The sequence below is a fragment of the Mesorhizobium sp. DCY119 genome (genome assembly GCF_003590645.1).
Taxonomy (GTDB): domain Bacteria; phylum Pseudomonadota; class Alphaproteobacteria; order Rhizobiales; family Rhizobiaceae; genus Mesorhizobium_M.
Genome location: NZ_CP031834.1, coordinates 3,898,799 through 3,910,978 on the forward strand (window position 1 = coordinate 3,898,799; position 12,180 = coordinate 3,910,978).

General features: G+C 59.9%; 14 protein-coding genes. 6 read left to right on the plus strand and 8 right to left on the minus strand.

What is annotated here, in order from left to right; all coding sequences use genetic code 11:
* Window positions 1-14: 14 nt before the first annotated feature.
* Together DZG07_RS18930 and DZG07_RS18935 are read right to left on the minus strand one after the other, a co-directional pair.
* On the minus strand, window positions 15-1,580 hold the full coding sequence (locus tag DZG07_RS18930) for an MFS transporter (RefSeq protein ID WP_245429655.1): 1,566 nt from the start codon (window positions 1,578-1,580) through the stop codon (window positions 15-17).
* 155 nt (window positions 1,581-1,735) lie between these two features.
* Window positions 1,736-2,173, minus strand: a complete 438-nt coding sequence (locus DZG07_RS18935) for a MarR family transcriptional regulator (protein ID WP_091914599.1) — start codon at window positions 2,171-2,173, stop codon at window positions 1,736-1,738.
* Between the two features lie 367 nt (window positions 2,174-2,540).
* Here DZG07_RS18935 and DZG07_RS18940 point away from each other — a divergent pair, with 367 nt between their 5' ends.
* Entirely contained in the window at window positions 2,541-3,329 is a 789-nt protein-coding gene (locus DZG07_RS18940) for a sulfite exporter TauE/SafE family protein (protein WP_119819606.1), read from the plus strand.
* Window positions 3,330-3,508: 179 nt separating this feature from the next.
* On the opposite strand, the gene DZG07_RS18945 is transcribed toward DZG07_RS18940, so the two are convergent.
* Genes DZG07_RS18945 through DZG07_RS18965 form a run of 5 tightly spaced genes read right to left on the minus strand, consistent with a single transcriptional unit; the run spans window position 3,509 to window position 7,938 of the window.
* Window positions 3,509-4,549 carry a LacI family DNA-binding transcriptional regulator gene (locus DZG07_RS18945; RefSeq protein WP_091914462.1) on the minus strand — a complete coding sequence of 347 codons (1,041 nt, stop codon included), beginning with the start codon at window positions 4,547-4,549 and terminating at the stop codon, window positions 3,509-3,511.
* Window positions 4,550-4,577: 28 nt separating this feature from the next.
* Window positions 4,578-5,396 (minus strand): ABC transporter permease, encoded by an 819-nt coding sequence (locus DZG07_RS18950; protein ID WP_091914460.1) that lies wholly within the window; start codon window positions 5,394-5,396, stop codon window positions 4,578-4,580.
* Entirely contained in the window at window positions 5,386-6,189 is an 804-nt protein-coding gene (locus tag DZG07_RS18955) for an ABC transporter ATP-binding protein (RefSeq protein WP_119819608.1), read from the minus strand. Before DZG07_RS18955 ends, DZG07_RS18950 begins: the two co-directional genes overlap by 11 nt.
* 21 nt (window positions 6,190-6,210) lie before the next feature.
* On the minus strand, window positions 6,211-6,927 hold the full coding sequence (locus tag DZG07_RS18960) for a M24 family metallopeptidase (RefSeq protein ID WP_119819610.1): 717 nt from the start codon (window positions 6,925-6,927) through the stop codon (window positions 6,211-6,213).
* A 21-nt stretch (window positions 6,928-6,948) separates the two neighbouring features.
* The gene (locus tag DZG07_RS18965; RefSeq protein ID WP_091914597.1) at window positions 6,949-7,938 is read right to left on the minus strand and encodes an ABC transporter substrate-binding protein; all 990 of its coding nucleotides are present in this window, start codon (window positions 7,936-7,938) and stop codon (window positions 6,949-6,951) included.
* A gap of 209 nt (window positions 7,939-8,147) precedes the next feature.
* On the opposite strand from DZG07_RS18965, the gene DZG07_RS18970 reads away from it, so the two are divergent.
* The 3 genes from DZG07_RS18970 to DZG07_RS18980 are packed head-to-tail and all read left to right on the plus strand — an operon-like array spanning window position 8,148 to window position 10,988.
* A complete protein-coding gene (locus DZG07_RS18970; RefSeq protein WP_281004504.1) occupies window positions 8,148-8,927 on the plus strand; it encodes a glutamine amidotransferase in 780 nt (259 codons plus the stop codon).
* Between the two features lie 29 nt (window positions 8,928-8,956).
* Window positions 8,957-9,835, plus strand: a complete 879-nt coding sequence (locus DZG07_RS18975) for a nitrilase family protein (RefSeq protein WP_119819616.1) — start codon at window positions 8,957-8,959, stop codon at window positions 9,833-9,835.
* A 10-nt stretch (window positions 9,836-9,845) separates the two neighbouring features.
* The gene (locus DZG07_RS18980) at window positions 9,846-10,988 is read left to right on the plus strand and encodes a M20 family metallopeptidase (RefSeq protein WP_245429518.1); all 1,143 of its coding nucleotides are present in this window, start codon (window positions 9,846-9,848) and stop codon (window positions 10,986-10,988) included.
* A 146-nt stretch (window positions 10,989-11,134) separates the two neighbouring features.
* Here the strand turns inward: DZG07_RS18980 and DZG07_RS18985 are convergent, their stop codons facing one another.
* Complete coding sequence (locus DZG07_RS18985; RefSeq protein ID WP_348626424.1) at window positions 11,135-11,371, minus strand: glutathione S-transferase family protein; 237 nt, start codon at window positions 11,369-11,371, stop codon at window positions 11,135-11,137.
* A gap of 104 nt (window positions 11,372-11,475) precedes the next feature.
* Here DZG07_RS18985 and DZG07_RS18990 point away from each other — a divergent pair, with 104 nt between their 5' ends.
* Window positions 11,476-11,682, plus strand: coding sequence for a hypothetical protein (locus DZG07_RS18990; protein WP_119819623.1), 207 nt, complete (start codon window positions 11,476-11,478; stop codon window positions 11,680-11,682).
* Window positions 11,682-12,071, plus strand: a complete 390-nt coding sequence (locus DZG07_RS23945; protein ID WP_133304760.1) for a hypothetical protein — start codon at window positions 11,682-11,684, stop codon at window positions 12,069-12,071. Before DZG07_RS18990 ends, DZG07_RS23945 begins: the two co-directional genes overlap by 1 nt.
* Window positions 12,072-12,180 lie beyond the last annotated feature (109 nt).

Here is a 12,180-nt window from a genome sequence, read left to right on the forward strand (position 1 = left end):
TGATCGACTATGCTTTACGCGTTGGCGGTCGATGCCGTTATCGCTCGAGTGCGAACGGCAAGGATTGCGATGTGGATGAGAAGCGCCAGGAGCGCTGTGGCGGATATGATGGCAATCATTAGAAAGGCGTCATTGTAGGCGAGTACATTCGCCTCCCGCGTTGCCTGCTGCGCAAGCAGTGCGACGCCTTCGGCATTGAGGAGTGCCTTGTCGGTCAGGACACGGGCGTAGACGCCGCCGAACTGGGCAATGCGCTGCGCGACAAGGGGGTCCGTCAGCGCCAGATGCTCCACCAGAATGCTCGAGTGGAATTTCTCCCGTATCGTAATGAAGGTACCAAACACGGCTGAGCCAAGCAGGCCGCCAAGGCTTTGCGTCGTCAGAAACACGATGATGAAGCTCAAAATGTAGTTCGGTCCGTTCTTGAGCGCCGACATCAGGCCGGTGAGCAGTGCGGGAGGCAGAAACAAAGCGCCGGCGAACGCGATCAGCGACTGGCTGAGATACATCTGCTCGGGGCGGGTGAGGTTTGTTGCGCCACTGTCCATGAACGCTCCAACGGTCAGCAGGGTAAGTGCGACAACGTGGATCGCGGGTTCGCGTCCCGGTTTGAGAACCATGGCACAGACAAGCCCACCGGCGACCGTTGCGACAAGGATCACCCAATAGAGCGTCTTTGTCTGATCGTTGAGCAAGCCAAGAACCTGGAAGAAGCCCGAGGCGCCGGTTGTCTGCTCGGACAGGACGATGCGAAACAAGAGCAGCGTGCCTGCGAAGTGCAGCACGGCGGGGCTGGCGAGCCAGCGTATGTCGAGAAGCGGGTTCTTGCGGTTAAGCTCGATTATGACCGCCACCGTGATGCAGACGGTAGCCAAGGCAAACAGCACTCCGAGCCATGGCGCTTCGAACCACCAGTAGAGGCGGCCGAGCACCAGCGCCACCGCGGTTGCGCCGAAGCCGGTTGCTATCAGGAGATAGCTGACGATATCGAGGCGTTCGATCACCTTGGCGCGGGGCTGCGGGGCGAGCGGCAGAAGATAGACGAGACAGAAGCCGATCATCGCCAGCGCCACCTCCAGGATGGTCACGCCGTGCCAGCCGGCTATGTCGACCAAGGCCGGCGAGATGAGGCGGGCAACCGGTGCGCCGAGCGAGATGTTGGTGAGCGCAAGCGGCAATCCTATACTGAGCTTTTTCTCCGGCGGGAAAGACTCCAGCATATAGAGGAAGCCGAGCGTCGACATTGGCGCGGTGGCAATGCCGCTCATGAAGCGAACGACGATTGCCGACGGCAGATCGCTGATGAACAGGTTCAGAATGCAGGCAAGCACGAAGCCGAGGATGCTGAGCTCCGCGAAGTTCCTCAAGCCGTATTGAGCCCTGATCTTGATCAGGGCAAGCGAAAGCGAGACGTTCGGCGCCATATAGGCGGCAACCAGCCAGGTCGCCTCATTGGTCGTCGCGCCGATAGACCCCTGGATCTGCACAATATTGGTGGTGACGAGGTTCATGCCCAGACCCTGGGTCAGGGCGACGACCAGCGAGGCAAACATGTAGGCTGCGGCCCGAGCCGGATGCATCGGCACGAATGGCGGCGGAGCCGGCGCGGGTGCTGGCTCCTGCGAAACCGGCGATGGCTCGCTCGGTTCACTGCTTGGCGAACCGGTATCTTCGACGACCTCTGGTTCGCGGTCTGTGGCGCGGTTTTCTTGCGGCATTGGAATCTATCTGGATATCAGGATGCCGCGCCAATGTTGCGCGCGACGCGCTGCAACACGCGGGTGGCGACCATCAGATCCATCTCGTCGACGCCCTCGAGCACCTGTTCGCGAAGCTCGCCTGCAAAGGCCAGAATGGCATCAGCCTCGGCGCGTGCAGCCTCGGTCAAGAAAATCCCCCTGGCTCTGCGATCTCCCTCCACGGCTCGGCGCGTGACGAAGCCTTTCTTCTCAAGTCCGTCGATCAACCCGACCATCGAAGGTTGCTCTACCTCCAGGGCGTTGGCCAATTCCGTTTGGGTCGCGCCTTCTTCCTTGGCCAGATGCACAAGCAATCGCGCGCGGGCAAGTGTCAGTCCGTGCATCTTCACCCGCGCATCGAAAAGAGTGCGCAGCTTCCGGTTCACTTTCGTCAGTTCATCGACGAAGGCAGCTCTCGAAACGGCAACGTCCATACCAAGCACCATTAGATAGTAGCAATATAATTAGGTACCTATATAATGCTGGTGAGTGTAACAGACAAGCTGCAATCACCACGCAGGCGCAAGCTGGCGGCACGGTATGCGTGGCCGACCCCTGACGGATTGGTGGCACCAAGTGGGTCAATCTGACTGAGATCTGTGCATGAGAAGCGGCTGGTTGCAGATCGCGACAGAAGCCGCGATTTCGCTGCTGGCCTCGCACTGAGATATCCACGGCTCGTGAGCGTTCAGGAGCGACATTGACCGGCACCCGTCCAGCGATTGGGACTGCGGTGGTACTACTGGAAACTTTCATTACTGCGCAAAAGCCGGGTCGCACGCACACTTGCACAGGCGTTCCATGCAATCTTCCGCTTTCTTCTCCGGTCTGCAGGAGCAGCTTCCCGGTCACTCCCTCGGTCAAATCGCTTTTGTCTGCATTGCAGCGCTCATCGGGGGATTGGCACGTGGTTTCTCCGGGTTCGGCGGAGCCTTGATCTTCGTACCTCTGGCCGGCGCGGCCATGGGGCCGAAGATCGCGTCCGCGCTGCTTCTTGTCATTGACGGGATCATGACGCTGGGCATGGTGCCGAATGGCTGGAAACGAAGCAATCGACGCGATGTCTTCACAATGCTCACGGGCGCATTGGTTGGCGTGCCAGCAGGCACCGCACTGCTGGCACTGCTGCCTTCGATGACGCTGCGCTGGATCATCTCGGTCGTGGTCTTCGGCCTCCTCGCCTTCCTGATTTCCGGGTGGCGCTACCATGGCCGGCCAAAGACCCACCTCACCGTGGCAGTGGGCGCCGTGGCGGGCCTCTTTGGCGGAGCAGCACAGATGTCGGGACCACCGGTCGTTGCCTATTGGCTAGGCGGCGCTATCCCACCGCTCACGGTGAGAGCCAATCTCGTCTTGTATTTCGCGCTCTCGACGGTGATCTCGACGACGTTTTATCTGATAGGCGGGCTTCTGACCGTGGAGGTGTTGCTGATCGCACTGCTCGCCTGTCCCTGCTACGGAGTGGGATTGCTTGTCGGCTCCAGGTGCTTCGGCTTTGCAAGTGAAACGACCTTCCGCAAAATCTGCTTCCTGCTGATAGCATTGGCTGCGCTGGCAGGCCTGCCGCTGTTTGATACGTTGCGTCCGTAGCTGCTCTTAGGGGGCGATCCACTCGCCCGCTAAGACGCAATCATTCTCGGGGTTTCCGTGGCCTGAGCCACTTCTATTGGGTGATCCGGTTTCAACGTCATCTCGCCGCGTTCGCAAATTCCGGATCATGCCATCCGATGGCTACGAGTAAATTGCCAATGCCACCAGACCCAAATTTCTTACTTGAGCGATCCGACTGAGTTCCGTATCCGAACAGCTGTCGGAAACCGGGTCGTCACCGGAGGGTCTGCCCTTACGCCCTTGCGGTGGAGCAGGAGTTCCGCGGCTGCCCGTCCCATCTCCTGGGCCGGTTGAGCGACCGTCGACAAGGATGGCAACAGGAATTCAGCATTAGCAATGTCGTCGAAGCCGGTGATGCTGAGTTGGCCGGGAATGCTGATGCCGCTTTCGCGGCAAAATCGCATGACGCCGATCGCCATCAGGTCGTTGGCGCACAGGATCGCCGTGGGCCGTGCTGCGGGATCGCCGGTCAGGAGGTTCGTGGCTGCGAGATAGCCGGACCGTTCGCTGTAGTCGCCGGAAACGTAGGTTGCAGCATCCGGATCGAGGCCGACCGAAGCCAGCGATTCACGAAAGCCGGCAAGACGCTGCTCGCTCGTCCAGAGGCGCGGCGGACCACCGATGATGGCGATCTTGCGATGCCCGCAGTCGAGCACATGGCGGGCAATAGCGCGTGCGCCTGCAAGATTGTTGCTCCCGACGAAGGGCACATCCAGGCCCGGCAGCACTTCATCGACAAAAACCACCGATCCGGTCTTGGCCAATTCGAGCAGCGAGGGGCTGGGCAGGCCGGTGCCGCTCAGATAGATCACGCCGTCGAGCCTCTGGGTTCTCAGGACTCGCGCGAAATATTCTTCCCGCTCCGTCTTCGACCAGGTGATGCAGAGCATCAACAAGATATCATTGTCGGCGATACCATGCTGGATGCCTTCCGCAACGCTGGCGAAGAAGGGATTTCCCAGATCTGGCACGACGAAGCCGATCGAGGAAATGCGTCCGCGCTTCAGGCTGCGTGCTGCATTGTTCGGCTCGAAGCCGAGTTCAGCGATGAAGCGTAGTACATGCCGCTTGGTGTCGTCTGCGACGAGGCCGCGCCCATTGATGACGGCACTGACCGTGCCGATCGACACCCCGGCCTCGCGCGCCACGTCGCGGATCGTCGGGCGCTTGCTGCCGATGGCCTCGGTTCCGTCACTCATATCGGGGAAATATCCCTCGCGTTCGATCCTATGACGGGTCGCGCCAGTAGGTGCGGGACCAAGGCCGCGCCTTCGACGACGACTTCCAAGGCGTTAGCAAATATTCCGCCAGCACGACAAGCAGGAAACTGACGACGCCGAGCAAGGCCAGGAAGCTGATCGCCGCAAAGGTGCCGGCCGTGTTCAACCGGGAATTCGCCTGAAGCAGATACGCGCCCAGTCCACCGCTAGTCGACGCCGTCCACTCAGCGATGACTGCGCCGGTGACGCTGAAGGTCGCAGACAGTTTCAGAGCGGAGAAAAGCGGCGAATAGGTCGCCGGCAGCTTCACATGGCGGAAGATGTTGAATTTGGACGCGCCCATCGACCGCACAAGGTTGAGAACGTCGCGATCGACCGAAGCAAGGCCGTCCAGCACATTCACCACGACGGGGAAAAAGACGACGAGTGCAACGATCACCAGCTTGGGGGCAAGCCCGAAACCAAGCCAGATGGTGAGAGCTGCCGAGATCGCGACGACTGGTATTGCCTGGCTGGCGATCAGAACTGGATAGAGCACGCCGCGCGTTGTGCTGGACGCATCCATAAGTACCGCAAAGAAGAACCCCGCGCCGGCGCCGACGATAAAGCCGAGCAGGAACTCGAAGAAGGTGATGCCGAAACCATTCAGCAGCGCCTGCCAGTCGGACTGTATGTGGTTCCACACCTGCAACGGCGAAGGCATGACGTAACGCGGTATCTGGAAAAACTCGACCAGGGCCGCCCAGATCAGGATGACGAGCACCAGAGCAAGCAATGGATAGGCAATCTGAAGGACGGTGCTGCTGGACATGCGGCTAGTGGCCATTGGCTGCCTCCATCTCAACTGTTTTCTCAGTTGCAGCGTCGGAATAGATCAGGTCGAGAATGCGTGCCTTCAGCGAACTGAATTCCGGGCTGGTAAGGCAGGACATCGGTCGTGGTCGCTCGATCGGGACGGTCAGGATCTCCCTCACCTGTCCTGGGCGCGGCGTCATCACAACCACGCGGTCGGCAAGCAGGATCGCCTCGTCGATGTCGTGCGTGACAAAGACGACGGTCCGCTTTTCCTGCTCCCACACGCTCAGCAGCCATTGCTGCATGGCAAGGCGCGTCTGCGAATCGAGGGCACCGAAGGGTTCATCGAGAAGCATCACGTCGTGATGCATCGCAAGCGTTCGCATCAGCGCCACGCGCTGGCGCATGCCGCCCGAAAGTGCTGCTGGATAATGATTGACGAACTCGCCCAGCCCATAGCGGCGGGCGAGTGCGACACCCTCGGCGCGCTGGGCATGGCTTGCACCACCCTTAAGGATGGCTCCGAGCACGATATTGTCGATGACGGTGCGCCAGGGCAGGAGAAGGTCCTTCTGGAGCATGTAGCCGACATGGCCGCTGCGCCCGGTCACGTCCTTGCCGTCGATCAGGACTTGACCTTTGGTCGGCTTGAGAACGCCGGCGATGATGTTGAACATCGTGCTCTTGCCGCAACCCGAAGGGCCGACAACAGATACGAATTCTCCGGCCTGGACATGGAGATCGGTTGGCGCGAGCGCCTGTGTCTCGCCGAAGGTTTGCGAGACATGCTTCAACGACAGTTTTGGCTTTGATGTTTCAGGCATCTCGTCTCTTTTTCTGAACGCTTAGAGCGTGACGCAGTTTTCGCGGCCGAACCAGATCAGGTCCTCGACCTTGACGGCGATATCGCCGCGCGCGGCGAAGGGCTCTATGGCCCACGCTCCCCACATCGGCGTGGCATTCCCAGCGTCGATGAACTGATGGAGATAGGCCGCCCCCGCCGTCAGCGAATGGCCGATATTGGCGAGTTGGTCGAGCAGGATATAGCCTTCCGCCACCAACCGTTCATGGGTCATGCCGAAGAGTTCATTGGCCGCCATGCCGGGGCGGCATTTTGCCAGTATTTCGTAGTGAAGCTTTTCGAGGTCGCGCAGCGCCTCGTCGGCTTCCGGCCAATCGCCGATCACCTTGCATCGCGTGCAATCACCCCAGGAGCCGTCCGAGGTGATCGGATGGACATCGACCATGAGTATGTCGCGATCCTGCGCCGCAAGCTCTGTCGGCGGGTTGGTCGGAAAGCAGGTGCGTGTATTTTCGCCGAGGCCGACATTGGTGATCGTCCAAACATTCTCGACGCCTTGGTCGAGCAGAAAGGCACTCACCGCGAGGTCGACCGCCTGCTCCGTCATTCCCGGATGGACCGCCGCCAGCCCCGCAGCCGCTGCTGCCTTTGCGATCGTCTGCGCTCTGACGAGACCCGCGGGGGGCACGTCCGAGACATCCGGTCCGGGCCTGTAGGTCCAGGCCGGAACGACACGTCGGGAGGAAGCGGCGGCGCTCATGCGGTCAACTCCTTGTCGGGCTTACTGGGCGAGATACTGGTTTGTATAGTAGGCTGAAGGTTCGAGAACCTCTGACACGACCTTGAACTTCTTCAACGCGTCGAGCAGCGCCACCCAGTCGGCTTCGTTCGAGACCATCAGGTCCGGTCCGATTTCACCGAAAAGCGGAACCGTATCCTTCCACTGCTGGGTTATGAATTTCTCGTCATAGGCCTTGGAATAGAGATCGAAGAAAGCCGCAACGCCCTCGTCGGGATGAGCAACAGCGTATTCGATGCTCTTTTGGGTCGCGCGCAGAAACGCCTTCGCCAGATCCGGATTGGCCTTCAGCCAATCGTCATTGCCGGCAATCATGAAGATCGGTGTGTTGGGCACGCCGTGCGCGGTGGCGGGAAGAAACTCGGCGCGCTGGCCGCCGGTGGTGGCCATGCCGGTGCCTTCCGCATTGGTGATGCCGGTAATCGCATCGACCTTTTTCTGGAGCAGAAGTGGCACGGTATCGTCGGTCGCCGCGACCGTGCTGACGTCATCGAGCGTCAGGCCGGCATCGGCGAGCATCATGGTCAGCTGCGCCTTGGTCCAGGCATCGTTGTAGATGCCGATCGTCTTGCCCTTGAGATCGGCAACAGCAAGAGGTGTCCCCTGCGGGCTCAGAATGCCCCAATTGTTGCCACGGCCATAGCGCGCGATCGCCGTTACGGGCGCCTGCTGCTCCTTGGCGAAGATTACGTCCATCACGGTCGTGAAGGCCACCTGCGCGCGACCGGTGCCCAGGAATTTCATCGTGTCGGCAACGGTCGGCGGCGTGACGATCTCAAGCTCGATGCCCTCTTCCGCGTAGAAGCCCTTCTTGCTTCCCAATATCCAGGGAACCCAGAAGCCATCGGGAACCGGCCATTCCTGAATGAAGGTTAGTTTGGTGAGGTTCTGTGCTGAGGAAGGTGATGGGGCGACTGCGAAAGCTGCCATGGCAGCCAACGCATAGCCGAAACTGCGGCGGGTGAGGTTCATGTCGCGATCCTTTGCGCTTGTCCGGTCGGCAATATCTATGGCTTGATATTGAACCGGTTCAATATTGGTTGTCAACGTCGATAGAATGAATTATTTCTCCGTTGCATTCGTGACTGAAGTCGTTCAGAACTTACGAATTGAACCGGTTCATTTTATCCCGCGCCCTGGAGATGCCAGCGCCGCGGTTGCGACGTAAGGGAGTATCCGTCTTGGCGAAATCCAACAAGAAAGTCTTGCTTGTCGGCGAGACATGGATGAGCTCTTCGACCCATTTCAAGGGCTTCGATCAGTTCGGCAGCGTTACCTTCCATTCAGGCGCCGAGCCTTTAATGAAGGCGTTGGAAGGCAGCCCCTTCGATCTTACCCATATGCCTGCGCATGAGGCGGTGGAAAAGATGCCCTTCAATCTGGAGGGTCTCAACGCCTACGACGCGATTCTGCTTTCAGACATAGGCGCGAACTCGCTGCTCCTGCACCCCGATGTCTGGTTGCGCGGAACCACCGTTCCAAACCGGCTCCAGCTTCTCAAGCAATGGGCGCAGGCTGGCGGCGGCCTCGCCATGATCGGCGGCTATTTCAGCTTCCAGGGCATTGACGGCAAGGCACGCTGGCACCGCACGCCGGTCGAGGACGTGCTGCCGGTGGAATGTCTGCCTTATGACGATCGGCTGGAGATTCCCGAAGGGTTCGCCGCTGCGATCGACGCCAAGAGCAAGCATCCCGTCCTTCAGGGCCTGAATGGCGAGTGGCCGTTGCTGCTTGGCGCAAACGAAGTGCGCGCAAGGCAGCGCCCTGATGTCGAGGTGCTCGCCCGGCTTCCGGAAGCCCAGGGCGGTCATCCGCTGCTGGTAACCGGGGAGTACGGAAAAGGCAGGACGCTCGTCTGGACATCCGATGTCAGCCCGCACTGGCTGCCGGCTTCCTTCTCCGACTGGCCGGGTTATGCCACGCTCTGGCGCAACGCTCTTGGCTGGCTCACCAGGAGCTGACCGGACAGACTGCAACACGGAGAAACACCATGCCCAAGCAGGACGAGGAAGCAGCCGTCACCGTCGCCGTCATCCAGATGGAACCTCGTTTCGGGGAGACAGCGCACAACGTCGCGCGAACCGTCGCCTTCATGGAAGAAGCGGCTGACAAAGGCGCGCAACTCGTCGTCCTGCCGGAGCTTTGCAACACGGGCTATGTCTTTCGCAACCGGGCCGAAGCACGCTCGCTTGCGGAAGAGATTCCCGAAGGAGCGACGACGAAAGCCTGGATGGAGGCGGCTGCGCGGCTTGGCCTTCACATCGTCGCCGGCATCACCGAACGTTCCGGTGAAAATCTGTTCAATTCGGCCGTCATCATCGGACCGAATGGATTGATTGGCCGCTATCGCAAGATGCATCTATGGGGCGACGAAGCGCTCTACTTCACACCGGGCGATCTCGGCTTTCCCGTGTTCGACACCCCCCTCGGACGCATCGGCTGCCATATCTGCTACGATTGCTGGTTCCCCGAAAGCTTCCGCCTGGCCGCCCTGCAAGGAGCCGAGATCATGTGCGTGCCCACCAACTGGGTGCCGATTCCCGGCCAGGACCCCAAGCGCGAGGCGATGGCGAACATCATCGTTATGGGCGCTGCCCATTCTAATTCCGTTTTCGTCGCCGCAGCCGACCGCGTCGGCACCGAACGCGGCCAGCCATTCATTGGCCAGAGCCTTGTCGTCAGCCACACCGGATGGCCGGTCGCCGGGCCGGCTAGCGCGGACAAGGAAGAAATCCTGATCGCCAGGGTCAATCTGGCCGATGCGCGGCGCAAGCGAAACTGGAATGCCTTCAACCAGGTTCTGCGCGATCGCCGCACCGACGCCTATGACGAGATGCTCGGCAGCGGCCAGCGGCCGGGATGGTATTGAGGGACCTGACGTGAGCGCGATCCACGCAGTAACGCTGACGCAGGAACTCGTACGCTTCGACACGCGCAATCCGCCGGGCAGCGAAGCACAATGCGCTGCCATGCTGGCCGATCTGCTGAGCAGCCACGGCCTTTCCGTGACTATCCACAATTTCGGCTCGGGCAGGAGCAACCTTGTCGCGCGGTTCCCCATCCGCGCATCGAAGGCAACGCAACCTCCGATCCTGTTCACCGGTCACATCGACACGGTTCCGCTTGGCCTTGCCGCATGGTCGCGCGACCCGTTCGGCGCGGAAATCGTCGATGGGCGACTTTATGGGCGCGGCTCCACCGACATGAAAGCCGGCGTCGCAGCGATGGTCGCTGCCGTCGTGGCAGAGGCAGACCGCCTGCATGAATGGTCGAACGTCGTACTGGTGATCACCGGCGGCGAGGAGACCGGTTGCGAAGGTGCCGCCGCATTAGTGAGAGACAGGATGCTCGATCCGGCGAGCCTGCTTGTGGTGGGCGAGCCCACCGGCAACAGCTTCGTCGCCGGCCACAAGGGCGCGCTGTGGCTGAAGGCCTGCTGCAGCGGGCGGACGGCGCATGGCGCAATGCCGCACCTTGGCGATAACGCCATCTACAAGGCGGCGCGCGCCGTGACAAAACTCGAATCCTTCGGGTTCAACGCCGCGCAACATCCGGTCCTTGGGTCTGCGACGCTGAATGTCGGGACGATTGCCGGCGGTTTGAACATCAACTCGGTGCCCGACCATGCCGAACTGACGATCGACGTGCGGACGCTGCCCGAAATGGACAGCGCCGCCCTCGCCGACCAGCTGTCTTTCACGCTCGGCAGCGACTGCAAAGTTTCGACGATCCTCGACCTGCCGGCGGTGTGGAGCGACCCGAAAAGTCCCGCCATGAAGCTCTTTTCCGAATGCCGCGACGCTGCCGCAGGCTGGACATCCGCTGCGGGCGGCGCAAACTTCTTCACCGACGCCTCTGTCTTCACTCCGGCGCTCGGCGGCGTTGAAACGATCATTTGCGGACCTGGCGACCCGGAAATGGCGCACAAGACCGACGAGTATTGCGAAGTGGCCAGAATCGGCGAGGCGGTAGAAATCTATCGCGCGATCATCGCACGGACTGGATTACAGGAAACGCCCTGACTGCCTTTTCGCAAGGCTTGCTTACTCGAAGCCTTCACTGAACTTAAATCAGTGCACAAACGAGACACGGATAGGCTATCTGGAGACGATAGCGCGAGTTTTTCGAAGACCGCCCGTCGCTCATCGACCGAGTTGGAAGTGTGACCTCAAGCCGCGTTCTTGAACCCATCCATCTGCGCCTTCATTGCCCGCTGAAATGCAGGTCGCGCTTCACAGCGCCGCTTGTAGGCGCTTAGCTGGGGATATGCATCGACGAGATTCGTGTGATCGAGAATGCGCAACACATCGGCCATCATCAGGTCGCCAACTGTGAAACTTCCTTCAAGATACTCTTTCCCATCGAGAGCACTCTCAAGCATCCCTAGACGATCGCGCAGTCGGATCGGAAGGCCCCTTCCTTGTTACGACAAAAGAACAAAATAGGAACAAATGCGTTGCGTCGATAAGCCGATTCGTGAGAGAAGTCCCTTCCTCAAGGAACTTTCACATGACCGCACCCAAGGCGACGGACGGCGAAGCTATGTCCAAATTGGAAACGGCTGCAGACCAAGCCATAGATTCATGTAGCGGCGATGCCCGCGCCGCTGTCATTACGTTTCTTACTGCAAACCGTTTTCTAGAACGTGAGTTCAAGTTGGTACAAGTCGCTGTTTCGTCAGGCTTTTCCCGCGGCTGGCATCACAGGAATCATTGATGAGCAGCAAACGCAACAGCTTCACTCCAAGCGTAAGCGCAAGCGTCATCGATCAGAAATGGCCTTATCAGGTGGCTCTGCCCGATGATATCTGCACTCAAGACAATTTCACCATCATCCTTGAATTCTTCGTCGCGCGCGGTTGGCGATACTTCACGCGCAACGTGCAAGCCATTTGGCCAAACGGGAAGTATCAGAGCATGCGGTTGTACTGTTTCGCCGATCGAGCTTCGGCAGAGGTATTTCAAGCTCATTTCGGGGGAGAATTCTTTGATCCAGCTCATGATCGTGACGGAAGTCGGGTCCGTGGTACATGGCGGCGAGACGGCGTATGGACTCGTCTTTTGGAAAGCGGCCCGCTGAAAGTACCACCCATCTTAAGAGACTGAGATACGCAGTTGACGCACAGACTAGTGTCGCCTCACTTCCAAAATTCGCAAAGAAAATCTCCTTCGAACCCGTCGCAATTTCACCGCCTTTTCCGCGGCAATCGCCCGC

Bases quoted from the DNA above. Each gene is read 5' to 3' on its own strand.
- DZG07_RS18930 (WP_245429655.1), bottom strand. From the start codon at position 1,580: ATGCATCCGGCTCGGGCCGCAGCCTACATGTTTGCCTCGCTGGTCGTC.
- DZG07_RS18935 (WP_091914599.1), bottom strand. From the start codon at position 2,173: ATGGACGTTGCCGTTTCGAGAGCTGCCTTCGTCGATGAACTGACGAAA.
- DZG07_RS18940 (WP_119819606.1), top strand. From the start codon at position 2,541: ATGCAATCTTCCGCTTTCTTCTCCGGTCTGCAGGAGCAGCTTCCCGGT.
- DZG07_RS18945 (WP_091914462.1), bottom strand. From the start codon at position 4,549: ATGAGTGACGGAACCGAGGCCATCGGCAGCAAGCGCCCGACGATCCGC.
- DZG07_RS18950 (WP_091914460.1), bottom strand. From the start codon at position 5,396: ATGGCCACTAGCCGCATGTCCAGCAGCACCGTCCTTCAGATTGCCTAT.
- DZG07_RS18955 (WP_119819608.1), bottom strand. From the start codon at position 6,189: ATGCCTGAAACATCAAAGCCAAAACTGTCGTTGAAGCATGTCTCGCAA.
- DZG07_RS18960 (WP_119819610.1), bottom strand. From the start codon at position 6,927: ATGAGCGCCGCCGCTTCCTCCCGACGTGTCGTTCCGGCCTGGACCTAC.
- DZG07_RS18965 (WP_091914597.1), bottom strand. From the start codon at position 7,938: ATGAACCTCACCCGCCGCAGTTTCGGCTATGCGTTGGCTGCCATGGCA.
- DZG07_RS18975 (WP_119819616.1), top strand. From the start codon at position 8,957: ATGCCCAAGCAGGACGAGGAAGCAGCCGTCACCGTCGCCGTCATCCAG.
- DZG07_RS18990 (WP_119819623.1), top strand. From the start codon at position 11,476: ATGACCGCACCCAAGGCGACGGACGGCGAAGCTATGTCCAAATTGGAA.
- DZG07_RS23945 (WP_133304760.1), top strand. From the start codon at position 11,682: ATGAGCAGCAAACGCAACAGCTTCACTCCAAGCGTAAGCGCAAGCGTC.